The sequence below is a fragment of the Micromonospora matsumotoense genome, from assembly GCF_900091525.1.
Taxonomy (GTDB): domain Bacteria; phylum Actinomycetota; class Actinomycetes; order Mycobacteriales; family Micromonosporaceae; genus Micromonospora; species Micromonospora matsumotoensis.
The window spans coordinates 1-23,076 of sequence record NZ_FMCU01000024.1; the positions used below are offsets into that span (position 1 = coordinate 1).

Annotated in this window: 19 protein-coding genes and 3 pseudogenes; 13 read left to right on the plus strand and 9 right to left on the minus strand. The window is 70.2% G+C overall.

Annotated elements, in window-relative coordinates; genetic code table 11:
• The 7 genes and pseudogenes from GA0070216_RS29675 to GA0070216_RS35875 form a co-directional block, all read left to right on the plus strand.
• Positions 1-456: arabinan endo-1,5-alpha-L-arabinosidase (locus GA0070216_RS29675; protein WP_141723237.1), on the plus strand; the 456-nt coding region annotated here is incomplete at its 5' end.
• A gap of 16 nt (positions 457-472) precedes the next feature.
• Positions 473-1,942, plus strand: a complete 1,470-nt coding sequence (locus tag GA0070216_RS29680) for a family 43 glycosylhydrolase (RefSeq protein WP_425413208.1) — start codon at positions 473-475, stop codon at positions 1,940-1,942.
• Between the two features lie 727 nt (positions 1,943-2,669).
• Complete coding sequence (locus tag GA0070216_RS35870; protein WP_091253029.1) at positions 2,670-3,995, plus strand: RICIN domain-containing protein; 1,326 nt, start codon at positions 2,670-2,672, stop codon at positions 3,993-3,995.
• 213 nt (positions 3,996-4,208) lie between these two features.
• Positions 4,209-5,207, plus strand: coding sequence for a LacI family DNA-binding transcriptional regulator (locus tag GA0070216_RS29690; RefSeq protein ID WP_091253129.1), 999 nt, complete (start codon positions 4,209-4,211; stop codon positions 5,205-5,207).
• 364 nt (positions 5,208-5,571) lie between these two features.
• On the plus strand, positions 5,572-6,024 hold the full coding sequence (locus GA0070216_RS29695; RefSeq protein ID WP_245722822.1) for a tetratricopeptide repeat protein: 453 nt from the start codon (positions 5,572-5,574) through the stop codon (positions 6,022-6,024).
• 1,280 nt (positions 6,025-7,304) lie between these two features.
• On the plus strand, positions 7,305-8,711 hold the full coding sequence (locus GA0070216_RS29705) for an NAD(P)/FAD-dependent oxidoreductase (RefSeq protein ID WP_091253033.1): 1,407 nt from the start codon (positions 7,305-7,307) through the stop codon (positions 8,709-8,711).
• Positions 8,705-8,849, plus strand: a pseudogene (locus GA0070216_RS35875) (IS701 family transposase); the annotation flags it as partial. The gene GA0070216_RS29705 and the pseudogene GA0070216_RS35875, both read left to right, overlap by 7 nt.
• A 234-nt stretch (positions 8,850-9,083) precedes the next feature.
• Here the strand turns inward: GA0070216_RS35875 and GA0070216_RS29710 are convergent.
• The 3 genes and pseudogenes from GA0070216_RS29710 to GA0070216_RS35885 form a co-directional block, all read right to left on the minus strand.
• A pseudogene (locus GA0070216_RS29710) lies at positions 9,084-9,689 on the minus strand (histidine phosphatase family protein); the annotation flags it as partial.
• Positions 9,586-10,263: pseudogene (locus GA0070216_RS35880) on the minus strand (transposase family protein); the annotation flags it as partial. The pseudogenes GA0070216_RS29710 and GA0070216_RS35880, both read right to left, overlap by 104 nt.
• A 45-nt stretch (positions 10,264-10,308) precedes the next feature.
• On the minus strand, positions 10,309-10,506 hold the full coding sequence (locus GA0070216_RS35885) for a helix-turn-helix domain-containing protein (protein ID WP_245722824.1): 198 nt from the start codon (positions 10,504-10,506) through the stop codon (positions 10,309-10,311).
• A gap of 596 nt (positions 10,507-11,102) precedes the next feature.
• On the opposite strand from GA0070216_RS35885, the gene GA0070216_RS29725 reads away from it, so the two are divergent.
• From GA0070216_RS29725 to GA0070216_RS36280, 6 genes are all read left to right on the plus strand, one after another.
• Complete coding sequence (locus GA0070216_RS29725; protein WP_091253037.1) at positions 11,103-13,697, plus strand: beta strand repeat-containing protein; 2,595 nt, start codon at positions 11,103-11,105, stop codon at positions 13,695-13,697.
• Between the two features lie 360 nt (positions 13,698-14,057).
• Complete coding sequence (locus tag GA0070216_RS34835) at positions 14,058-14,276, plus strand: hypothetical protein (protein WP_176739201.1); 219 nt, start codon at positions 14,058-14,060, stop codon at positions 14,274-14,276.
• Positions 14,246-15,808 carry a multicopper oxidase family protein gene (locus tag GA0070216_RS29730; RefSeq protein WP_176739202.1) on the plus strand — a complete coding sequence of 521 codons (1,563 nt, stop codon included), beginning with the start codon at positions 14,246-14,248 and terminating at the stop codon, positions 15,806-15,808. Before GA0070216_RS34835 ends, GA0070216_RS29730 begins: the two co-directional genes overlap by 31 nt.
• A 6-nt stretch (positions 15,809-15,814) precedes the next feature.
• Positions 15,815-16,972 (plus strand): sensor histidine kinase, encoded by a 1,158-nt coding sequence (locus GA0070216_RS29735; protein ID WP_091253041.1) that lies wholly within the window; start codon positions 15,815-15,817, stop codon positions 16,970-16,972.
• Positions 16,969-17,646, plus strand: a complete 678-nt coding sequence (locus GA0070216_RS29740; protein WP_091253131.1) for a response regulator transcription factor — start codon at positions 16,969-16,971, stop codon at positions 17,644-17,646. The genes GA0070216_RS29735 and GA0070216_RS29740 overlap by 4 nt, the downstream gene beginning before the upstream one ends.
• Positions 17,643-17,777 (plus strand): hypothetical protein, encoded by a 135-nt coding sequence (locus GA0070216_RS36280; protein WP_281190478.1) that lies wholly within the window; start codon positions 17,643-17,645, stop codon positions 17,775-17,777. The genes GA0070216_RS29740 and GA0070216_RS36280 overlap by 4 nt, the downstream gene beginning before the upstream one ends.
• Positions 17,778-17,803: 26 nt before the next feature.
• Here the strand turns inward: GA0070216_RS36280 and GA0070216_RS29745 are convergent, their stop codons facing one another.
• From GA0070216_RS29745 to GA0070216_RS29770, 6 genes are read right to left on the minus strand one after another with little or no spacing between them, the layout of a single operon-like run.
• A complete protein-coding gene (locus tag GA0070216_RS29745) occupies positions 17,804-18,832 on the minus strand; it encodes an alcohol dehydrogenase catalytic domain-containing protein (RefSeq protein WP_091253043.1) in 1,029 nt (342 codons plus the stop codon).
• Positions 18,819-19,469, minus strand: a complete 651-nt coding sequence (locus tag GA0070216_RS29750) for a GntR family transcriptional regulator (protein WP_091253045.1) — start codon at positions 19,467-19,469, stop codon at positions 18,819-18,821. The genes GA0070216_RS29745 and GA0070216_RS29750 overlap by 14 nt, the downstream gene beginning before the upstream one ends.
• The gene (locus tag GA0070216_RS29755; RefSeq protein WP_245722825.1) at positions 19,466-20,326 is read right to left on the minus strand and encodes a 2-deoxy-5-keto-D-gluconate 6-phosphate aldolase domain-containing protein; all 861 of its coding nucleotides are present in this window, start codon (positions 20,324-20,326) and stop codon (positions 19,466-19,468) included. Before GA0070216_RS29755 ends, GA0070216_RS29750 begins: the two co-directional genes overlap by 4 nt.
• A complete protein-coding gene (locus tag GA0070216_RS29760) occupies positions 20,323-21,321 on the minus strand; it encodes an alcohol dehydrogenase catalytic domain-containing protein (protein ID WP_176739203.1) in 999 nt (332 codons plus the stop codon). The genes GA0070216_RS29755 and GA0070216_RS29760 overlap by 4 nt, the downstream gene beginning before the upstream one ends.
• Complete coding sequence (locus GA0070216_RS29765; protein ID WP_091253051.1) at positions 21,318-22,133, minus strand: carbohydrate ABC transporter permease; 816 nt, start codon at positions 22,131-22,133, stop codon at positions 21,318-21,320. The genes GA0070216_RS29760 and GA0070216_RS29765 overlap by 4 nt, the downstream gene beginning before the upstream one ends.
• Positions 22,130-23,074, minus strand: a complete 945-nt coding sequence (locus GA0070216_RS29770; RefSeq protein WP_176739204.1) for a carbohydrate ABC transporter permease — start codon at positions 23,072-23,074, stop codon at positions 22,130-22,132. The genes GA0070216_RS29765 and GA0070216_RS29770 overlap by 4 nt, the downstream gene beginning before the upstream one ends.
• Between the last annotated feature and the right edge of the window lie 2 nt (positions 23,075-23,076).

A 23,076-nucleotide genomic window follows, 5' to 3' on the forward strand; every position in this document is an offset into this window, starting at 1 on the left:
TGGCTCAGTTTCGGGTCGTTCTGGTCGGGCATCAAGATGGTGGCGCTCAACCCGGCCACCGGGAAACGCTCGGATACGACGGTGCGCAGCATCGCGGGACGTAACGGAGGCGCGATCGAGGCGCCGGTGATCGTGCGGCACGGCAACTACTACTACCTGTGGGTGTCGTTCGACCGGTGCTGCCAGGGTGCGGCGAGCACGTACCGGGTCATGGTGGGCAGGTCGACCTCGATCACCGGCCCGTACGTCGACCGCAACGGGGTGGCGATGACCTCAGGCGGCGGCACCCAGGTGCTCGCCGGACACGGCAGCATCCACGGACCCGGGCACCAGGCGGTGTTCACCGACACCGACGCCGAGGTCCTCGCCTACCACTACTACGCGAACAACGGCGCCTCGTTGCTGGGCATCAACCTGCTCGGCTACGACACCGCCGGCTGGCCGTTCGTCTACTGACCGGGAAGGGGATCCGATGATGCGCAGAATCCTGGTCACCGGGGCGGTGGCGATGCTCGCCGCGGCGGGCACGGCGGTCGCCACCCCGGCCGCCGAGGCCGCCACGGTGCAGCCGAACGTGTCCTACGTGCTGGTCAACCGCAACAGCGGCAAGGCCCTCGATGTCTACAACCTGGCAACCACCGACGGTGCCGCCATCAACCAGTACACCCGCAACGACGGTGCCTGGCAGCAGTGGCGGTTCCTCGACTCCGGCAGTGGCTGGTACCGGCTGCAGTCGGTGCACAGCGGCAAGGTGCTCGACCTGCCCACCACCGCTGACGGCGTCCAGCTGGTGCAGAACGCCGACCGCAACGACGCCCGCCAGCAGTTCCGGCTCGCCGACTCGGCCGGCGGTCAGGTCCGGCTGATCAACCGCATCAGCGGCAAGGCCCTCGAGGTCTGGGAGTGGTCCACCGCCGACGGTGCCAAGGTCTCGCAGTACCAGGACCTCGACGGCGCGAACCAGCAGTGGCAGCTCGTCGCCCTCGGCCCCGGCACCCGAACCTTCACCAACCCGATCAAGCGCAACGGCCCGGACCCGTGGCTGCAGTACCACAACGGCTACTACTACCTGGCCACCACGACCTGGAACTCCACCATCACCATGCGCCGGTCGACCACCCTGGCCGGGTTGGCCACCGCGCCCGACCAGGTCATCTTCAACCTGTCGAGCCGGCCCAACGGCTGCTGCAACATGTGGGCGCCGGAGTTCCACCTGATCAACGGCCCGAACGGCAACCGCTGGTACTTCTACTACACCGCCGGCCGGAACGTCCCCGACTACAACCCCACCCAACGGCTGCACGTCCTCGAATCGGCGGGCACCGACCCGATGGGCCCGTACACCTTCAAGGCCGACCTCGGCAGCGACTGGTCCCTCGACGCCAGCGTGCTGAAGGTGGGCAGCAGCCTCTACCTGATGGCAACCTATGGCGGCGACGGTGCCGGGCAGAGCAACTCCATCCAGCGGCTGTCCAACCCCTGGACCCTGCAGGGCTCCCGTGCGCGGCTCTCCTCGCCGACGCTGTCCTGGGAACGGCAGACCGGGGCGGTCAATGAGGGACCCGAGCCGCTCTACCACAACGGCAAGGTGATGGTCGTCTATTCGGCCTCCGCCTGCTGGGGTCCGGACTACAAGCTCGGGCTGCTCACCCTCACCGGCACCGACCCGATGAACCCGGCGCACTGGACGAAGAAGTCCACCCCGGTGTTCCAGCGCAGCGACGCGAACGGTGTGTTCGCGCCCGGCCACAACGGGTTCTTCAAGTCACCGGACGGCACCGAGGACTGGATCGTCTACCACGCCAACGACTCCGCCTCCGGCGGATGCGACATGAACCGCTCCACCCGCGCCCAGAAGTTCACCTGGAACGCCGACGGCACGCCCAACTTCGGGACCCCGGTACGGCTGGGCACGACGCTGACCGCACCCTCCGGCGAATAGTACGCGCAGGTCCCGGTCGCCACCCGCGCCCAGCAGTCCCTCCGGGCGCGGGTGGCGACCACCTCGCTCAACTACGGGTATCGGTGGCGCAGCCCGTCGTCATTCGTGTCGTCGCTGAACAGGATCTGCCTGCACGGGACGTCGGATATGACGCGCCCGGGACTCCGCTCGGCCTGCGGCGAATGGTTCAAGGTGGCCATAAGCTGGGTGACGGCAATTGCTGTAGAGCATAAACATTGACGATAATCTATCTATTTGTTAAGTTGCAGAAGTAACTGGTAACACCGAGGAGCATGACGATTCCCGCCGTCACCGTGCGGCGAAAGGGCGTCACGAGCGTCCGATCCGAGTCGTCTCACGCTTCCGGCGGTGACCGTCCGGGCAGCCACCCCGGCACTCGGAGCCGGGCGCGGAAGGGGGCCGGGGGCGCACCCCGGTCGAGATCCGGACCGCGACGGCCAGCCCGGTCAGCAGCTCCGGATCAACGCCGACGGCACGGAGACCGCGGTCGACGCCGGCAGGTGCCCGGACGTCGACGGTGCCGCCACGGCCGACGGCACCCGGCCGCGACTGCCGGACGGCGATAGCCGGACACGGACCCGGCGACCTGCCGGGGGCGCGGCACCCGATCCGTGCCCGGACGGGGCTCGCCACGTGGGTCCGTTCACGGGTGCCGGGAAGCAGGACACACCGACCCTGATCACCTCCATCGCAAGGAGTGAATCCCATGTACAGACGTAACTTCCTCAGGCTGGGCGTCGCCGGAGTGGCCACCGTGGGCGCGGGGTCCGTGTTCGGTCCCTGGCAGGCGCACGCCGGCCCGGTCCGTCCGCTCCGGGCCGCGCCGACCACGCCGTTCGCCGTGGGCGTGCGCCAGTACAACTGGATGCGCGGCAGCCGCCGGATCACCACCTTCGTGTACTACCCCGCCACCGGTGCCCCCGGCGGTAATCCCGTCACCAACGCCCCGGTCGCCCCGGGCGTCTTCCCCGTCTGCGCCTACCAGCACGGCCTCGGCGGCACCCCACAGGGTGCCCTGTCGGTCATCCGTCCGCTGGCTGCCGCCGGCTTCATCGTGCCCGCCGTCAGCGTGCCCAGCGTCGGCATCGGCGACACGTACAACGGCGAACTGCCCAGGGACAACTCCGAAGCCATCACCCGGACCCTTGCCCTCAACACTGCGGGTGACCCGTTGGCCGGCCACATCGACACCACTGTCGGGGTCGGCATGTCAGGGCACTCGATGGGCGGCATGACCACCCATGCGATGCTCACCGCCTTCCCCGACCCCCGGATCAAGGCCGCGATCCCGATGTCCTGTGTGGACATGGGCAACCCGGGCGGCAGTGTCCGTGCCAACGTGCTGTTCATCCACGGCGATCGGGACCCCACCTGCCCGTACTCCTCGGCCCGCCAGGCGTATGCGGAGCTGCCTGCCCCCAAGGCGTTCCTCACCTTCCTCGGCGGCGACCACGGCAACTTCTTCGGCAACGCCCTGTCCATGCGGACCTTCATCGACTGGATGCGGTGGAGCCTGTACGGCGACACCACCGCCCGTGACCGCCTCACCGCCGACGCGACGTCGTCCACCACCAGGTGGGAGTTCGTCCCGGGCTCGACCGTGCCGCCGCCCACCTCCACCTTCTACCACCTGATAGCCCAGCACAGCGGCAAGGTCGCTGAGATCACCGGCGCCTCCACCACAGCCGGGGCCGCCCTCGTCCAGTGGCCGAGCAACGGTGGGTCGAACCAGCAGTTCGAGTTCCTCGACGCCGGCGGCGGCTACTTCCGCATCAGGGCCCGCCACAGCGGCCTGGTGCTCCAGGTGGCCAACAACGCCAGCGGCGCCGACATCACCCAGCAGCCCGACTCCAACGCGGCCAGCCAGCAGTGGCGCATCACCGACCACGGCGGCGGCGTGATCAGCCTCGTCAACCGTCAGTCCGGCCTGGCCATGGACGTGTGGGAGAACTCCACCACCGACGGCGTCCGCATTTCCCAGTACGCGTACTCCGGCAACCCGAACCAACGTTTCACCCGCCGACCCGTCTGACCCGGAGCCCGTCGCCCGGTGCCGGCCCGCGCCGGTACGGGGGCGACGGGCGCTCCGCCGACACCTTCTCGGCGGTCATCATCCGGAGCTGGACCGTGGGTGGACCGAGATCGAGGAGGGTGGGTCGTGGTCGAGGTGAACGGCCCCCGGGTGGGGGGCGCCCCGTGGTCGGAAGCCTCGATCCGACCGGCCGGGTGGCCCAGGGGCCCCAGCATGCGTGACGTCGCCGAGCTGGCGGGAGTGTCCTACCAGACGGTTTCCCGGGTGATCAACCGGCGTCCGCATGTCGCGGCCGCAACCCGGCAGCGGGTGCTGGAGGCGATGCAGAAGTTGCACTACCGCCGGAATCTCCTTGCCCGCGCGCTGGTCACACGGCGGTCCGGCACGGTGGGGATCATCGGCTGCGAGAGTTCGTTGTTCGGGCCGATCTCGATGCTGTTCGCGATCGAGAGCGCGGCACGGGCGGCGGGTTACTCGGTGAGCGTCGCCAGCGCCCGCCACTTGGACCGCCGGTCGGTGCTCGACGCGGTGGACCGGCTCTGCCAGCAGTCGGTCGAGGGGATCATCACCATCGCGCCCAAGACGGCGATGTCCGACGCGCTGACTGAGGCCCCGCCCACGGTGGCCTGCGTGACCGTGGGCGGGGGCAGCAGCGACGCGGTGCCGAGTACCCGGATCGACAACGTCGCGGGCGCGCGCCTGGCCAGCCGGCACCTGATCGAGCTGGGACACCGCACCGTCCACCACGTGGCCGGGCCGGACGACTGGCCTGAGGCCGGTGAGCGGCTCCGGGGCTGGCGCGAGACGTTGCAGGACGCCGGCCGGCCGATTCCTCCCGTCATGTCGGGGAACTGGAGTGCGCGGGCGGGGTACGAGCAGGGTGGGCGGCTGGCAGCCGACCCGTGCGTGACGGCCGTCTTCTGCGCCAGCGACCAGTTGGCCCTCGGCGTGCTGCGGGCCCTGCACGAGGCCGGTCGACGGGTCCCCGAGGATGTCAGCGTGGTGGGTTTCGACGGGGTGCTCGACGGCGCGCACTATCTTCCGCCGCTGACCACCGTGCGCCAAGACTTCGCCGAGCTGGGTCGGCTCAGCCTGGGGCTCCTGCTGTCCCAACTGGACCCGGCCGGAGACCCTCCGACATCTCGGCGGCAACTGCTCGTTCCTGAGCTGGTGATCAGGCGTAGCACGGCACGACCTCGTCACCGGGAATGAGCGAGGCTCTTCGCGGCACCGATCATGCCTGGGCGATGGCAGCGATGGGTGAACGTACCGAACCGGTAGCCGGAATTCCACACCACTCACCACGCCGGGGAGAAGCGGAAGAAGCAATTCCGCCGCTAAGACTCGGAGACGCCGGCTGCATGTCGATCGCATTTTCGCCACACGGTGATCTGGTCGCCACCGCCATGCAAGAGCAGGTCACGGTGTGGGACACGCGATCCGGCATCCTGTGGGCGCAATAGGGTGCTCGGCCGCGACAACCCCCACCCCAATCCTTAGCGAAATCGACGCTGTTCCCGTGGGTATGCAGACTTGCCCGGTCCGGCGACGGCTCACGGCTGGCCATCCACACACATTGCTCAGCGAGCGGGGGCGCAAGGCGCTCATCGCAGGCTACGAGCGTCGCGTAACCGGAAAGTCCGAGTTGGGTCGGCGGGAGGAGGCGCTGGCCTTCAACGAGGAAGCTACCGGTATCTACCGCCGATTGGTCCAGGCTAACCCCGCCGCCTACCTGCCCGACCTCGCATCGTCGTCGTTGGCGTACGGGCGAATGTGTGTGAACATGCAGACCAACTTCACCGAGGCCCTGGAAGCGGTCACTGAGGCGGTCAACATCTACGAGCGTCTGACCGAACAGCTGCCGGCCGTGTTCGCCGAGCGGCTTTTCGCCGCCTACCAGACTCTCGCCAATGTCCTCGACGGACTGGGCCGGGTCGACGAGGCCGCAGAACTGCGCCGGCAGCTCGACGAGGCTACGGCGGCGGCACGGACCAGGGTGACGGTTGCCTTCAGGAAAGGTCCTGAATAGCCCGGCACGGCGCTAAAGACCGGCGAGAGTCATCGGTGCTTGCTCAGCGTAGTTCCCCGTGGCACGGGGAAGGGTGGGGCGTTTCGGGGCCGGGCCTCGGCGGCGTTGGGTGCGCGGAACTACGAGCTGGTCACCGCGCGGGCGGGGGATGAGCTGGTGGGGTTCGTCTTCGGGTACAGCCTGCGGCAGGACCGGGACTGGGTCGCCGGGCTTCAGCCGGCTCCGGAGGAGTTCACCGACGAGCGGGGTGGTGAACGCGCGGTGGTCCTGGCCGAGATCGAGGTACGCAAGGCATGGCAGGGACGGGGGATCGGGCGCGGCCTGCACGATTCGTTCCTGAGAGGACGACGCGAGGAACGCGCCACGCTGTCGGCCAACCCTGCCGCGACCGCTCCTCATGCGCTCTATGAGGGGTGGGGCTGGCAGCGGGTCGGTACCGTTCCCGGGCGGCCGGGCGCTTACTACCGGGAAGTCGGTGCGGCACGACCGGACCAGCCCTCGGTAGGGCTCCGGCCCGGTCGACCGTCGGGCCGCTGTCGCGCGGGCCCGGCGCCACCCGGGGAGCCCGGGCGCGAGCGTGTCCGGGGCGTCCACGCCGCAGACGGCCAGGACCTGTACCAGGAGATCCTTCGTCGTGGGGCAGCCCGGTGGCAACCTCGGCGTATCCGGTCGTGGTGGGCAGCATCCGGATGGCCGGGGCGGTCGACCCAGTCCAGGCTGTTGTCACCAGATCCTCGAACTCGGTCCTCAGCACCGGCCAGGTCGTGCTGCGGGACATCCAACCGGCTCCGGCCGACGGACGAGATGTGGTGTCCATCCGCCAGGGTGTGCGGCCGGGTGCTCGGATAAGCGGTTGTCGCCGCCCGTTCAATATCTTGACCCCCGTTTGCCGAATTTGGTAAGGCCGACACATTCCGTCCCTGCGGGATCGGGCGAGCAGGCGGGCCTGGGACGCCTTGCGAATCTCGGATGGTGGGTGAAGCGAAGCGGTGATCGATACCTCTTTCATGTACGATCGTCTATCGTTGCCGTACGAGGACGGGGGTCGCCTGTGCTGCTTCGTTCGTCATCGAGTGCGCCACATCTGGCGCACATCCGTCGGTACGGGTTTGCCGCCAGGGCGGACGGCCTGCGCCTGCGTCCTCGCCGTCATCTGCGCGAGCGGCAGCTCTGGACTGGTACGGCTGGTCGAGCCGCGGCTCGACTTCAGGAAAGTCGTCGTCACATCGTCGGCGGACCCATCCCCTTGGCTACGGCCGGAACGGCAAGGTGGCAACGACATGAAGGTTCTCGTCATCGGCGGTGGTCCGGCCGGGAGCACTGCGGCAACGGCGATGGCCCAGGCCGGGCTCGACGTGCAGCTCATCGAGAGCGCCCATTTTCCGCGATACCACGTGGGTGAGTCGCTCACGCCGTCGTGCCGGGTGGTGCTGGACGTGATCGGTGTGTCGAAAATCCTCGATGACTATGGTTTCGTGAAAAAGAACGGAGGTGTCATCCACTGGGATGACGACCAGTGGACGTTTGATTGGCACATGCAGTCCGGCGTGCAGTCATGGCAGGTGGATCGGAGCGAGTTCGACACGCTGCTGCTGGAGCACGCCCGCCAGAACGGCGTCAGCGTCACCACCGGCGTCACCGGTCGGTCGGTTCAGTTCGCCGACGGCAGGCCGGTGGCCGTGGAGTGCTTCCGGGACGACGGTGAGTCGTCCACTGTCGATGATTTCGACTTTCTGATCGATGCCACCGGGCGTAACGGGCTTCTCAGCGCCCGGCACTTCGGCAACCGTGAACCCCTGAGTAACCTACGGAATGTCGGCGTCTGGGGCTACTGGACCGGCGCCAGGTTGCTGCCCGAAACGCCGACCGGAGGTATCAATATCATCTCTTCGCCGGAGGGTTGGTACTGGGTTATCCCGATGGCCGGTGGGCGAATGAGTATCGGTTACGTCACCACCAAGGACGCCTTCGCGCGTGACCGTCGCGAGCACCCGTCGTCGGATGAACTGTACCGGCACCTTGTCGCGGTCTCGCCGACCGTGGCGGGCCTGACCGCGGGGGCAGAGTTCCTTGGTGGTACGAGGGTCGAGACCGATTACTCGTACATCGCAGACCAGTTCTGTGGCCCAGGCTACGCGATCGTGGGCGACGCGGCGTGTTTTCTGGATCCGCTCCTGTCCACCGGCGTGCACCTCGCGCTCTACAGTGCGTTGACCGCAGCCGCGTGTGTTGCTTCGATGGACCGTGGCGAGGTCAGCGAAACGGAGGCCCTGAGGTTCTTCGAATTCGCCTACCGTCGCGCGTACATGCGCCTATTCGCGTTGGTGAGTATCATGTACGAGCGCTATCTCGGGAAGGACGGTTTCTTTCTCACCTCCGATCGGTTGATCGGAGACGAGCAATCGGGGAAGGCGGAGGAAGGCGTTTCCTCCCGTTCCTTCGCCGAGATCATCGGTGGTTTGTCCGATCTGCGTGAGGCGGCCCACTCGTCCACCCGTGTCATCACGGACCAACTGCGGGTGGAGGCGGTGAGAGCGCAGATGCGGTCAGTGCGTGCACCGGACTCCGTCGGGCCCGACTTCACCCCGGTGCGGGGCAACCCCCTCTCCGATGCGGAGTCGGCTGACTACCGCCTCGTCACCAGCCCGCAACTCGGCCTCGAGCGGGTGCGTGAAGCGCGCCCCTGACCGAGTTGGGCTGCCTGGCCAAGAGCCGCTGGCGCGTCGAGCACGACCACAGCGAACCCGAGACCGCCCCCGGGCTCGACGACTGCGCGACGCTCCTGGACCGGCTGGCACCGCCACCTCACCCTCGCCGACGGGTAGTCGGCCATCGTGGCACCTGCTCGGGCGTGGGGTTTGAGCGTCCGAGCAGGCCGCGCCCTGATCCAGGTCGACCGGGGAGGCTCGCTCTCCGCGCTGGGCACGGGCTGTTGAGGTCGCCCCGCGATGGCGCTCCCGTCCGTGGCGGTGCTGTTCCGTGGTCAGGTGAGGGGTGGCGGCGAACCTGACGAGGTCGAGATGGCCCCGGGTACGGGTGTAGCGGGTGAGGGAGGTGTTGGTGACCGGGGTGGTGGCGAGGGTCGCGTCGAGGTCGGCGAACGACAGCCCTTCGAGGACGCGACGGACGGCGACGAGCACGGCGTCATGGGCCACCACCCACACCCGGCGGCCGGCGTGGTGGCTGTTCAGGTCGGCCAGGACCGCGCGGACCCGGCCGGCGACGTCGTCGTACGTCTCACCGTCCGGCGGCCGGTAGGCGTAGGGGCCGTCGGCGGCGAGCCGGGCCGTCTCGGCGGGATGCCGATCGGCGATCATCAGCGGGGTCAACAGCTCCAGATCGCCCATGTGCCGGTCACCCAGCCGGACGTCGACCTCGGCCGGCGGGCAGCGGACGCCGAGCGAGCCGGCGCTTTCGACCACCTGGGCCCAGGTCTGCCGGGCCCGTAGGTAGGGGGAGCAGAGGACACGGTCGGGACGCTCGTCGGCGGACTGGGCCGCGAGCCAGTGGCCGAGTCGGGCGGCCTGCCGCCAGCCCAGCGGCGACAGCTCGACGTCGACGTCACGGCCGGTGAGCCCGTGTGCGGCGACACCGCGGGCATGGGCGTCGGCGAAGGCGACGTTCTGCCCGTGGCGGACGATGGTCCACCTCGCGACGGCGTCCATGGACCCACTTTGCACCACACAACACCCACAACCCGAGACCGCCCGCCTCCGGGAGCACCGAACGAAGCCAGCGAGGCACGAAGTGACCCTGCAAAACCGTCCAGGATGGACTGAACAGCCGCCCCCGCAGCCGACAGAGCCACCGCTGGCCGCACGGATCCTGCCGTGGCCTCCACACCACTGGGCAGCGGCCGAGGATTCGCCGGTTCTTGAGGTGGCCGATGGCGTGCTCGACGCGGATGCGCGGGGAGGAGTGCCGTTTGCGGGCCGCCTCGTGGGGGGCGATGACACTCGGTGGCAGGGAGGTAGGGCGTTTGCGGGGCTTGGCTCTGGGGGAGATGACCGCGCCGCCGGTGTCGGTGCCGAGGCCCTGGTAGCCGGCGTCGGCGAGGATCTGTACGTCCAACGGCGCGTTCAGGAGAAGGTCGACCAGACCGGCGGTGCGGGCCTGGGTGATGTCGTGCATCGACCCGGGGCGTGTCTCGCCGCAGAACAGCAGGCGGCCGAGCGGATCACCGATCACCAGGGCCTTCATCGTGTTCAGTCGGGCCTTGCCGGACACGGTTCTAGCCTGCTCGGCCCGCGATCGGACGGCGTACCCGCACTTCGGTGGCGTCCATCAACGCCTGCGGGTGGTGTCCGAGGTGGGCCACCACGTCGGAGAGGGTCCGGATCGGATGCCGTCGTGTATCCCGCAGCCGCGTTCGGCCAGTAGCGGCCGGATCTCGGTGATGCTGCGGCTGATCGTCGAGCGGTGCACCCCGAGCCAGGCCGCGATCACGTCGTGGGTCAGCCCGTGACGGAGATGGAGCTGCACGAGGTCGTTAGTGTGCTGAGTCGTCAATTCGTTGGCGGTATGCGGCGATGGTATCGACGCACGCATGAAGTCGAGGCTGGCCGTCAACGTCCTGCACAACCCTGTAGCCCGCCGTGGTGACGTGGCCGGCTGCGTGCTGCACACCGACCGGTTGAATCCGCCCAATTCCGAAGTCCGGACGCCGCCGTCGCCCACTGTCGCACCGGTCGTCGGCTCCGGGCCGGACCACCACGCCGATCTGTGTCGCGCCGACGGTCACCCCCTCGCGCTCGCCCGGCATGCCCCAGAACTGCCGGGCCAGCGCGCACGGCTCGGCCGGCAGCGGACCACCGGCACGGTGTACCTCGGCGGGCAACCGGCGGCCCGCCCGTCACCTCCGTCGCACGGTGACCGAGGACGGATCGGCCCAGGCTGCGGGCGGCCGAGGATCAGCCCCACCGCCGACGGGGGTAAATTCCTTTTTGAGTAACTTGTCCGATTCATCCTCGTTCAGTTGATGACGGCTGCTGCCCTACGGAGCGGGATCCGTCATTCCGTCTGAACGGGGGAAATTGGTGAGGTCTGTCCTGCGAAGAACCACAAGCGCGTCCACGGCGATGCTGGTCGCCAGCCTGGCAACCCTGGGATTGGGGACGCCGGCACGGGCGGCACCGGGCGACGCGAGCGCGCGCGGTGTCGTCGTCGACCTGTCCGCCGAGGTGGCCGGTATAGCGGTGATCACCGCCGACGCCACCATCGGTACCGCCACCGCGCCGGCCGCCGGTGGCACCGACACCGAGACGCTGCTGGCCGTGTCGGTGCCGGGGGCGCTCGGAGTGACCGCCAGCGGCACCGTCGGGGAGGTCACCGCCACCCGGGCGGCCGGCGCGTCGTCGGCGTCCGCCACTGTCAACGGTCTCAACCTGACCGTGCTCGGCATCGACGTGCTGGACGTTGCGGAGGCCACCGCCACCGCGATCTGCCCGCAGGTCGGCGCCACCAGTGCGGACACCACGCTCGTCGGGCTGGAGCTGTTCGGCTCGGCGGTGACGCTGACGGCGAACACCCCCGCCGTCGTGGGCAGCGCAGCAGTGGTGGTGCCGGGCTTGGTAGGTGCGAGCCTGAACGCCTCGTTGACCCGCGTCGAGACGACCACCGCCACCGGTGCCACCGCGATCACCGTGCGGGCCGCCCTCACCCTGTCGGGCACCATCCTCGGTGTCCCGACCACCATTCCCGTCGGCACCGTGATCGTGGCCGAGGCCATCTGCGAGCGTCCACAGGCGGCACCGACCACCGCGACGATCACCCCCGACGAGGGCCCGCAGTCGGGCGGCCAGACGGTCACCATCACCGGCACGGGCTTCATCCCGGACGGCACCACGGTCACCTTCGACGGCGTGCCCGCGACCGGTGTCACCGTGGCACCGGGGGGTGCCTCTCTGACGGCGGTCACCCCACCCGGCGCGATCGGTCCCGCGGAGGTCGTGGTCAGCACGGTGAACGGCACGGCTGCTCCGCTGGGCTACACGTACCTGGCCGACGGCAGCGCGGCCACGATCACCAACCTCACGCCCACCTCCGGGCCGACCGTCGGTGGCACCACGGTGACGATCACCGGCACCGGCTTCACCGGGGCGGCCGGCGTGGACTTCAACGGCCTGCCCGGCACCGGGTTCACCGTCAACCCGGCCGGCACCACGATCACCGTCGTCACCCCACCGAACCCGGCGGGACCGGCCGTGGTCGAGCTGGTCTTCCCGGGCGGTCGGGTGACCGCGCCGACGTTCACCTACGTCGCGCCGACGATCACCTCGATCGTGCCGGACACCGGCCCGACCACCGGCGGCACGACGGTGACGATCACCGGCACCGGCTTCACCGGGGCGACCGGAGTGACCTTCGACGACACGCCGGGCACCAATGTCGTCGTCGACCCGAGCGGCACCTCGCTGACCGTGGTCACGCCGCCCGGGCAGGTCGGTCCGGTGGACGTCACCGTGCTCGTCCCCGGCGCGAACGTGACCACACCAAACGGGTTCACGTACGTGGCAGCGTCTCCCACCGCCTCGTCGATAACGCCTGACGTGGGCCCGCAGTCGGGCGGCCAGACGGTGACGATCACCGGCACCGGCCTCGTCCCCGGGGACACCGGCGTCACCTTCGACGGGGTGCCGGCCACCAACGTCACGGTCAACCCGGGCGGCACGTCGCTGACGGCGGTCACCCCGCCCGGCGCGGTCGGCCCGGCGGTGGTCGTCGTGAGCACCGGCAGCGGCACGGCCGCGCCGCTGACCTACACGTACCTCGCCGACGGCAGCGCCGCCAACGCGACCGGGCTGACCCCGACGAGCGGGCCGACCTCGGGTGGCACCACGGTCACCATCACCGGAACCGGTCTCACCGGAGCAACCGGAGTGACCTTCGACGGCGTGCCCGGGACCGGCTTCACCGTCAACCCGGCCGGCACCACGATCACCGTGGTGACACCGCCGAACACCGCCGGACCCGCAGACGTGCGACTGGTGTTCCCCGCGGGCACCGCCGCTGCGCCACCCTTCACGTACCTCGCGCCGACGATCACCTCCATCGTGCCGGACACCGGACCGACCACCGGCGGCACCACGGTGACCATCACCGGCACCGGCCTGACCGGCGTCACCGGCGTGAACTTCGGCAACACGCCGGGCACCAACCTCGTCGTGAATCCCGACGGCACCTCACTGACCGTGGTCACCCCACCCGGCCTGCCCGGCCCGGTGGACGTCACCGTCCAGTTGCCCGGTGACGACGTCACCGAACCAGACGGGTTCAGCTACGAACCCGCCCCACCGCGCATCGACACCGTCACCCCCGGGCAGGGGCCGACCGATGGCGGCACGACCGTGACGGTCGGTGGCTCCGGGTTCGTGCCGGGCAGCACCACGGTCACCGTCTGCGGCAGGACCATCCCGGCCAGCCAGGTCACCGTGGCAACGGACGGTCGCTCGTTGACCTTCCGCACGCCGCCCTGCCCAGCCGGAAACACCACGGTCGTGGTGAGCACCGACGGTGGCACCTCCAACGGACTCACCTTCCGCTACGTCTCGCGGATACTGCCGGTGACCGGTGACGCCGCCACCACGCCGCTGGCCGTCGGGGCGGTGCTCGCTCTCCTCGGCATCGTCCTCGTCCTGCTGACCCGCCGGCAGCGCGCCGGCCGGATCGGCTGACCGGACAGTCCCGGCCAGGGCCCGACCGGGCCCTGGCCGGGACGCGCGCGACCTGCCACCCCAGTCGGGTACGAGAAGCTCCACCCGATCGCCCGTGTGGTTGTGGATCGGGCCCCGGAGAAGCGCCCGACCCGGACGCCGGCGAAGGCGAAGGGAGGCCGCCGGTTGCGACCAGTGGTGATCGGCCGCCGAGGCTGCTCGACTGCCCATCGTCGAGCTGAGCGGGTGGACGTTGATCGTCGATCCGCCGTTACCGTCCTCCCCTGACCGACGGTCTCAGGGCCGTACGCCCGGTAGAGTACGGGTTTCGACTCCTGCCGGCGGATGTGGGCCGGTACCGCCGGTTCCTACCGTTTCCGTATGAGCGGACAGCGAAGTGTCAACCGGCTGCTGTGGGCCGGACTGGTGGTGGCCCTGGTGGGTCTCGTGTTCAACCTCGGCTGGTTCTTCGTTCCGCCGGACGTATGGTTCGACGATCCCGGATTCGTCCCGATGCCCGAAGCGCTGCTGGGCTGGTGGGTGATCCTCATCGGGGTCGTGCTGATGGTGTGGAGCCTGCACCGTGGGGCACGGCGTTGACCAGCCGCCGGACCGTCCTGGGCGGGTTGGCCGCGATCGGCGGGCTCGTGGTCGCGCCGGCCGCCGGGTTCGTCGGCTACCTCTACGCCGACTCGGGACGAAGCAACGTCGGGACCCTGTCGTTCCGCAACCGGCTGCGGATCCCGCCCGTGCTGGAGCCGACGATCGACGCCGACGGCCGCCGGCGTTTCCGGCTGGCACTCGGGGAGGGCCGCACCGAACTGCTGCCCGGCACCACCACCGCCACGTGGGGGGTCAACGGGCCGATCCTCGGGCCGACCCTGCGCGTCCGGCGCGGCGACCGGGTGGCGATGGACGTCAGCAACCATCTGCCCGAGACCACCACGCTGCACTGGCACGGGATGCATCTACCGGCCGTGATGGACGGCGGCCCGCACCAGCCGATCCACCCCGGGCGTACGTGGCAGCCGTCCTGGACCGTGCAACAGCGGGCCGCCACGCTCTGGTACCACCCGCACCTGCACCACGCCACCGCAGCGCACGTCTACCGCGGCATCGGCGGACTCGTCATCGTCGACGACGGCGACCACGACGCGGCGTCGCTGCCGAACCACTACGGCGTGGACGACATCCCGTTGATCCTGCAGGACCGCAGAATCGACGACGATGGCACGTTGGACCTGTCGGATCTGGCGTTCAGTGGGCTCACGATCACGGGGCTGCTCGGCGACAAGATCCTCGTCAACGGGACCTACGACCCGTACGTCGAGGTGAGCACCACCCTGGTCAGGCTCCGGCTGCTCAACGGCGCCAACGCCCGGATCTTCCACGTCGGTTTCACCGACGACCGGGATTTCTCCCTCGTCGCGACCGACGCGGGGGTACGCGGGACGCCGCTGAGCCTGAACCGGCTGATGCTCTCGCCCGGCGAGCGCGCCGAGATCGTGGTGGCGTTCCGGCCCGGCGAGGAAGTGGTCCTGCGCGGCTTCCCGCCACCGCTCGGCGCGAACTTCGCCTACCAGCGGCTAGCCGGCGGCGGGGACACCCACGACCTGATCAAGATGGTCGCCGCAGCGACCCTGCGGCCGTCCGCGCCCCTGCCCGCCCGGTTGGGCCGCGAGGTGCCGGTGCCGACGCCGACGCGCCCGGAGCCGTTCCGGCTGGAGATGGGCGACTTTCACCTCAATGACCGGACCATGGACGTCACCCGCGTGGACCGGGTGGTCCGGACCGGCTCGGTGGAGTTGTGGCAGATCGTCAACGGGCAGTCGATCCCGCACAATTTCCATGTGCACGGCTCGGCATTCCACATTCTCGACATCGACGGGTCGGCGCCGCCGGAGTACCTGCGCGGGGACAAGGACACGGTGTACGTCCGGCCGGGCGCCACCGTACGGTTGGCCGTACGGTTCCTCGACCACTCCGACATCCGGTGGCCGTACATGTTCCACTGCCACCTCCTCGCGCACGAGGACGCCGGCATGATGGGACAATTCCTCACCGTGTCGCCGCAGGACGCGCCGCTCGTGCCGGCCGGTCCGGGCGCGGTCCACGACGGTCACGGGAATTGAGGTCGGATGGGCCCGGTCGACATCCTCCTCGCGGTGGTCAGTGCCGGCGTGATCACGGTCGCGACCGCAGTGGCCGCCGAGCCGTCGAGCGAGTCGTCCACCGCGGCGGCGTGTTCGCTCGGCATCGTCATGGGTGTTCTGCTGCTCGTGCGACGCGAACGGCCGGTGCTCGTGCTCGTGCTGTCACTGATCGCCGTCATGGGCTACAACCTGACGGACTTCTCCGGTGTCTCGCCCATCTGGCCGCTGCTCGTGCCGTTGTACACGGTGGCCCGCTGCGGCCAGCCGCTCATCGGGGCGGCGGTCGGCACCTCGACCCTGCTGGTCTCCACCGGCTGGGTGCTGCACGCCGGTGCCCCACCGCTCGAACTGCTCGACGGCGCGCTACGGGAGGCCGCGATGCTCGCCCTCGCCCTCGTCGCCGGCACCGCCGTGCGCACCCAGGAGCTGCTCACGCACGAGTTCGCGGCCCGGCTCGCCGCGGAGCGTGGCCAGCAGGAGCGCGAGTCGGCCCGGCGGCTGCTCGCCGAGCGGCTGCGCATCGCCCGGGAGTTGCACGACGTCACCGCCCACACCATCGCGGTCGTCGGCATCCAGATGAACCTCGCGCGGGAACTGGTCGTCGACGACCCCGACGCCGCCCGCGCGATGCTCGACACCACCAGGCAGATCAATGCGGACGCGATCGGCGAGTTGGAAGCGGCTGTACGTCTGTTGCGCGAGCCGGACGCGCCGACGGACCCGGACCGGCATCCGCTGCCCGACGAGACCCAGATCGAGGACCTGCTCGGCCGGGTCGCCGACGCCGGCCTGCGGGTGGCGTTCGACAGCGTCGGCGAGGCGCGACCCCTCCCTCCCGCCGTCGGGTTGACGCTGTACCGCATCGCGCAGGAGTCGCTGACCAACGTGCTGCGGCACGCGAACGCCACGTCGATCGCGGTGACGCTGCGCTATGCCGCGGACGACGTCGGCCTCGAGATCGTCGATGACGGTACGTCCACGCCCGGCCCGATCGCCGCGGGGCACGGCCTCGCCGGGATGCGGGAGCGGGCGGCCAGCCTGGGCGGCGTCCTGGACGTCGGACCGGGGCCCGGCGGCTGCCGCGTACGAGCATGGTTGCCGCTCCGTCCCGCCACCGCGGAGCCGGGACGGCCGGCCCGATGACCGTCCGAGTGCTCCTCGCTGATGATCAGCCACTCGTCCGGGCGGGCCTGCGTGGTCTGCTCGAACGCGACGGCGACATCGAGGTCGTCGCGGAGGCCGCCGATGGCGCCGAGGCGCTGCGGCTGACCCGGCTGACCCGGCCCGACGTGGCCATGCTCGACATCCGGATGCCGCATCCGGATGGTCTGGCCGTTACCCGGCAACTCACCACCGACCCGGCGACAGCCGAGGTGCGGATCATCGTCGTGACCACATTCGAGCTCGACGCGTACATCTTCGAGGCGCTCAAGGCCGGCGCGAGCGGCTTCCTGTCCAAGACCGTCAGCCGTGACGAGTTGTGCCGGGCGGTCCGGGTCGTTGCGGACGGTGAGGCCCTGCTCAGCCCGAGCGTCACCCGACGGGTCATCGCCGAGTTCAGCCGCCGCCCCGATCCGCCGCAAACCTCCCCCGAACGCCTCTCCGTCCTGACCGCCCGAGAACGTGAGGTGGTGACGATGATCGCGGCCGGGATGAACAACGCGGAGATCGGCCTGGCGCTGCGGATCAGTCCGTTGACGGCGAAGACCCACGTCAGCCGGATCCTCATCAAGCTGGCGGTCCGCGATCGGGCGCAACTGGTGGTGCTGGCGTACGAGACCGGTCTGGTCCGCCCGGGCGACAACACCAGCTCGTGAACAGCGCCCCCTCGGGCGAACTGCTGCTCGTCGGCGGCTGGCCCGGGGTGCCGCGCGCCGTGCTGGCCACGCTGCGCGGGATGGGGCCGAAAGTGCTCGGGCTCATCCTGAGCATGCTGGAGCACCCCTGAGCGGGGGAGAGGGACGTTCCTTCGCGTCAGCCCCGAGCTGCGGCGATGCCGTGCGGGGCGATGAACACCTTGTCGGCGGTGCCGGCGCGCTGCGCCGCCAGTGCCTCCGGTAGCTGGTGGAGGCCGTAGAAGGCCGGGCGCAACCGATCCAGGCCCAGAGTCGGCAACAACCGCACCGCCCGGTGGTGCGTGTACGGGTTGATCACTGCTCCGACCAGGGTCAGTTCCCGGGCGAAGATGTCGTGGGGGCGGACCCGGGCCTCGTCGTCGGGTCGGGCCACGCCGAAGACGAGGACCCGGCCGCCACGCGAGGACACCGCGATCGCCGACTCCAGGATTCGGCCGGCGCCGACCGCGTCGACGACGTGCGGAAAGCCGAGCCCGTCGGTCAGCGCGGTGGCCTCGTCCAGCGACGCCGGGTCGAAGGCGGCGTCCGCGCCCATCCGCAGCGCGGCTGCCCGCCGGTCGTCGCGTGGATCGAGCACCACCACCGGCGCGAGCCCACGGGCCCTGGCGAGGGCGACCATCATCGCCCCGGCCGGTCCGGCGCCGAAGATGAGGATCGGCAACCCCGAGCGCGGGTCGAGTTGGTCCATTCCGTGCAGGCAACAGGCCAGCGGCTCGGTCAGCGCGCCGATCCACGGCGGCGTGCCGTCGGGCAGCCGGTAGGCGATCCGCGCCGGCACGACCATGCGTTCGGTCATGCCGCCGTCGAGCTTCACGCCGTACCCGCGCTTGTCGTCGCAGAGGTGTTCCTGACCGAGCCGGCAGTACGTACACCGGGTGCAGTAGTCGTGCGGTTCGACGGTGACCAGGTCGCCGACGGCGAGCCCGTCGACGGCCGGGCCCACCTCGATGATCCGGCCGCACACCTCGTGACCCAGGACGACCTGCGGCGCGGCGGCGAAGCTGCCGGCGACGATGTGGCTGTCGGTGCCGCAGACGCCGACCGCCAGGGGTGCGATCGCCACCTCGGCCGGGCCGGGCGACGCCGGCTCGGCCGTGAGCAACCGGACGTCTCCGGCGCCGAAGAAACGGGCCTCAGTCAGCGGCACGGAGCAGCTCCTTCAACCGGCGGATGTGGGCCCGCGCGATCTCCTCGGCGGCTTCCGGGTCACCCGCGCCGATGGCCTCGAAGATGGCCTGGTGCTCGTGCACGGCCTGGACCATGCCGCCGGTCAGGCTGGTGGAGCGCATCGCCACCAGCACCCGGCTCTGCACGCTGTCGAGCATCCGGGCCAGCACCGGGCTCTGCGCCGCCTGCCGGATCGCCCGGTGGAACGCCGCGTCGAGTTCGAGGTGGCGGCCGAAGTCGCCCTGCTCGGCGACCGCACGGTGCTCGGCGAGCAGCGCGAGCAGGGTACGCCGCAGCGCCGCGTCGTACCTCTCCGTCGCCAGCCGGGCCACCGCCCCCTCCAGGACCTCGCGGGCCTCGTAGAGGCTGACCAACTCGGCGCGGGACACCCGGGCGACCTCGGCGCCCCGGTTCATCGTCTCGACGACCAGGTTCTCCTGCACGAGGCGGATCACCGCGTCCCGGACCGGGCTGCGGCTGACGTGGAACTCCTCGGCGAGGGCCGGCACACTCAGCCGGGCCCCCGGCCGCAGGGCGCCGGAGATGATCCGGTCGCGGAGGGTCCGGTAGAGCACCTCGCCGACGCGCTGCGGGTCGGCCTGGAGAGAACTTGTCACTGGAGGAACGTCCCTGCGAAGTGGCGGTAGTTGGCGGCGACCGCCGCGATCGCCTCGGGCCGCGTCAGTTCACCGGCCAGAAGTCCGCGCAGCGAGTCCCACCAGATGCTACGGCCGATGGCGAACCCCGTGAACCCGTTGGCGGCGGCATCGGTCAGCCAACCGTCGACTGTGGCCCGTGGGGCGTTCGCGCCCAGCAGGATGCACTCACCGCCGGTCTCGGCGGCGAGGTCGGCGGCCCTCCGGTAGTGCTCCGGCGCGCCGAGGTGCTCCACCTTCCACACGTCGACGGGCACCTCGGGCATGATCTCGGCCATCGCCCGGTGGATGAGCCCCGGTCGTACCTCGGTGTCGAAGACCTCACCGGGGATGGTCCGCTGCTGCGCCGTCGGCGGCACGAGCAGCTCGAAGAGGAACCGGCCGCCGGAATCCCGGACGGCCTGCGAGACCCCGGCCAGTCGGGTCCGCTGCTCGCGGTTGTCGGCCGCCGACCCGTCGGGGTTGTAGCGGACCAGCACCTTGGGCAGTTCGGGACGGAAGTGGGCGAGGTAGCCCGGCAGGTCGGCCGGCTCGGTCTCGTACAGGTCGCAACCGCCGCGCTCGACCGGCATGCTCAGCGTCACCTGACGGGCCCGGGCCCGTTCGGGCACCCCCGCGCCGAGCTGGTCGTCGACCAGGATGCCGGCGTGCGCGGCCAGGCGCGGCTCGGCGTCGAGGGCGGCGAGCAGCCCGTCGAGGACCAGGTGCTTGCCGTCGGTGATCGCCGCACGTTGCGCGGGCAGCGCGGTGCCGGTGTGGCCGTACAGGGCCTGGGTGAGCCAGGGACGCTGGTCGACGGCGAGGATCAACAGGCTCATCGGGTCACCTCCGACACGACATCGGCGTCCGCCGAGACGATGCAGGGCTTGACATGGTCGCCGGCCACGAAGCGGGCGAACGCCTCGGGCAGCTCGGGCAGGGTGAGTGGTCTGACGATGAGGTCACGCAGCGGCCCGCCCATGACCCGCAACAGGTCCCAGTTGGCCGCCATCTCGTCGACCGGGAAATAGAAGGACCGCACGGTGTAGCAGTCGGTCCGCCGCCAGCGTGGCGTCGCCGGCATGGTGTACGGCTCGTTCGACTCGCCCAACGCGACGACCGTGCCCCCGGGGCGGATCACCCGCTGGGCCGTCGCCCGGGCCGCGTCCGCGCCGCTGACCTCGACTACCACGTCGTACTGGTTCTCGGCGGACAGGTCACCGGCGGGTGTCGCGCCGAGTGCCGTCGCGGTCTCCAGCCGGGCGGGATTGGGGTCGACGGCGTCCACGGCGATGCCCATGGCACGGGCGACCGCGACGACACCGAGGCCGAGCGGCCCGGCACCGACGACCAGCAGCCGGTCCACCGTGTCCTGGGTCCGCAACGCCAGCCGCAGCGCGTGCGCGGCGGTGCCGACCGTGTCGAGCCCGAGGACCGCCACCGAGAGCGGGATGTCGTCCGGCACCGGTAGGACACACCGCGCCGGTACGTCCACGTGCTCGGCGAAACCGCCGTCACGCTGCCAGCCGATCAGCTGCGACAGGTGCAGGCACTGGTTGGTGCGGCCGGCGGCGCAGCGGACACACGTACCGCAGAAGACCGGGATGTAGACGATGCCTCGGGTGCCGGCGGGCAGCGCGCCGCCGACGACCGTGCCGCCGATCTCGTGGCCCGGCACGACGGTCGCACCGCTGTGCAGCAGCCGCTTGTCCGACCCGCACAGCGCGCAGACGTCGACCCGCAGCCGCACCTCGCCCTCGGCCACGTCGCCGAGCGTGACCTGCTCGAAGGTGATCTCGCCGTTGCCCTGGAAACGGGCCCGGGTGGATGTCACTTGACGGCTCCTCCGGTGATGCCGCGCACCAGCCAGCGCTGCGCGAAGATGGTCAGCAGCAGGGCGGGCGCGGAGATGAGCGCGCTCGCGGCCATCAGGCCGCCGAAGTCGTTGGACCCCTGGCCGATGAAGTTGAACGCGATGACGGTCAGCGGCATCGTCCGCTCGTTGGCCAGCGCCAGCGCGAAGAGGAAGTAGTTCCAGCTGAAGACGAAGCTGAGCGTCAACGCGACCGACAGGCCGGGCAGGGCCAGCGGCAGCGCGATCTTGTGGAACCGCTGCCAGGCGTTCGCGCCGTCGATCAGCGTCGACTCCTCGATGCTGATCGGGATCTCCTCGAAGAACGGCACCAGCAGCCAGATGCACAGCGGCAGCGTGATGATCAGATGCGCGACGATCAGCAGGGCGTAGTTGAGCGCCACGCTGTCCGGGCCACCGATGCGGATCGAGAGCACGAACAGCGGCAGCACGAACAGCACGCCGGGCGCCATCCGGGCCAGCAGCGTGACGAAGCCCAGCGCGGCCAGCTTGCGGCGCACGATCACGTACGCCGCCGGTGCGCCGAGGGCGAGCCCGAGGATCGTCGACCCGCCGGCCACGATGAAGCTGTTGGCGATGTGCCGGCCGAACGCGAAGCGCTCGAACAGGTTGGTGAAGTTGTCCAGCGTCAGTGGCGACCCGAGGTCGAACAGCGAGCCGGTGATGTCGACGTTGTCGCGCAACGACGACCAGAGCATGAACAGCACCGGGCCGAAGAAGACGATCGTGAACACGAGGTACGCGGCGTAGACACCGCTGAGCCGCCGGGTCATCGTGCGGCCCGCTGACGGAACCAGGTGAACAGGCCGGCGATCATGATGACCAGGGCGAGCAGGGCGATCTGCAGGGTGGCCGCGTAGCTCGGCTGGTTGTCGACGAAACCGGCGTTGTAACCGTAGACGTTGAGGGTGTTCGTGGAGTTCACCGGACCCCCCTGGGTCATGATGTAGATCGTGTCGAAGAAGCGCACCAGGTCGACCGTGCGCAGCAGCATCGCCACGGTGAGCACCGGGCGCAGCAGCGGGAGGCCGACGTTCCAGGCCAGCCGCCAGCCGCTCGCCCCGTCCAGCGCGGCGGCCTCGAACGGCTCCTCCGGCAGCGACCGGATACCGGCCGAGATGATCAGCGCCATGAACGGCGTCCACTGCCAGATGTCGACCAGGGCGATGGCCCAGGGTGCGACGTCCGGGTCGCCGAGCCACACCACCGGGTCGATGCCGACCGCGCCGAGGATCTGGTTGGCCGCACCGAGCGTCGGGTCCATGATCAGCAACCAGACCAGGCCGACCGCGACCGAGGCCGTGATCGCCGGGATCAGCATCATCCCCTGGAAGATCCGCTGGCCGGGCACGTCGAGACTCATCACGTAGCCCAGCGCCAACCCGAGGACGGTCTCCAGCAGCAGGCAGACCACGAAGAGGAACAGGGTGATCTTCAGCGAGCTCCAGAACTGCGGACTGTCGAACATCTCGGCGTAGTTGGCGAGCCCGAGGAACCCCGAGTTCGTCCCGTCGGCCTGCCGGTCACTGACCGACAGCCAGATCGTGTAGCCGATCGGCACCAGCACCAGCACCGCCGTGGCCAGCACGGCCGGCAGCGCGAACGGCAACACACCCCGGGCCGTCGGGTCCACCCGGCGGCGACGCCGCCGGGGCGGCGTCCCCACCGCCGGACCCGCGCCGACGGGTCCGGGGGTGGCGGACGGCTTCGTCATCA

Bases quoted from the DNA above. Each gene is read 5' to 3' on its own strand.
- GA0070216_RS29680 (WP_425413208.1), top strand. From the start codon at position 473: ATGATGCGCAGAATCCTGGTCACCGGGGCGGTGGCGATGCTCGCCGCG.
- GA0070216_RS35870 (WP_091253029.1), top strand. From the start codon at position 2,670: ATGTACAGACGTAACTTCCTCAGGCTGGGCGTCGCCGGAGTGGCCACC.
- GA0070216_RS29690 (WP_091253129.1), top strand. From the start codon at position 4,209: ATGCGTGACGTCGCCGAGCTGGCGGGAGTGTCCTACCAGACGGTTTCC.
- GA0070216_RS29705 (WP_091253033.1), top strand. From the start codon at position 7,305: ATGAAGGTTCTCGTCATCGGCGGTGGTCCGGCCGGGAGCACTGCGGCA.
- GA0070216_RS29725 (WP_091253037.1), top strand. From the start codon at position 11,103: ATGCTGGTCGCCAGCCTGGCAACCCTGGGATTGGGGACGCCGGCACGG.
- GA0070216_RS34835 (WP_176739201.1), top strand. From the start codon at position 14,058: ATGAGCGGACAGCGAAGTGTCAACCGGCTGCTGTGGGCCGGACTGGTG.
- GA0070216_RS29735 (WP_091253041.1), top strand. From the start codon at position 15,815: ATGGGCCCGGTCGACATCCTCCTCGCGGTGGTCAGTGCCGGCGTGATC.
- GA0070216_RS29740 (WP_091253131.1), top strand. From the start codon at position 16,969: ATGACCGTCCGAGTGCTCCTCGCTGATGATCAGCCACTCGTCCGGGCG.
- GA0070216_RS29755 (WP_245722825.1), bottom strand. From the start codon at position 20,326: ATGAGCCTGTTGATCCTCGCCGTCGACCAGCGTCCCTGGCTCACCCAG.
- GA0070216_RS29765 (WP_091253051.1), bottom strand. From the start codon at position 22,133: ATGACCCGGCGGCTCAGCGGTGTCTACGCCGCGTACCTCGTGTTCACG.
- GA0070216_RS29770 (WP_176739204.1), bottom strand. From the start codon at position 23,074: ATGACGAAGCCGTCCGCCACCCCCGGACCCGTCGGCGCGGGTCCGGCG.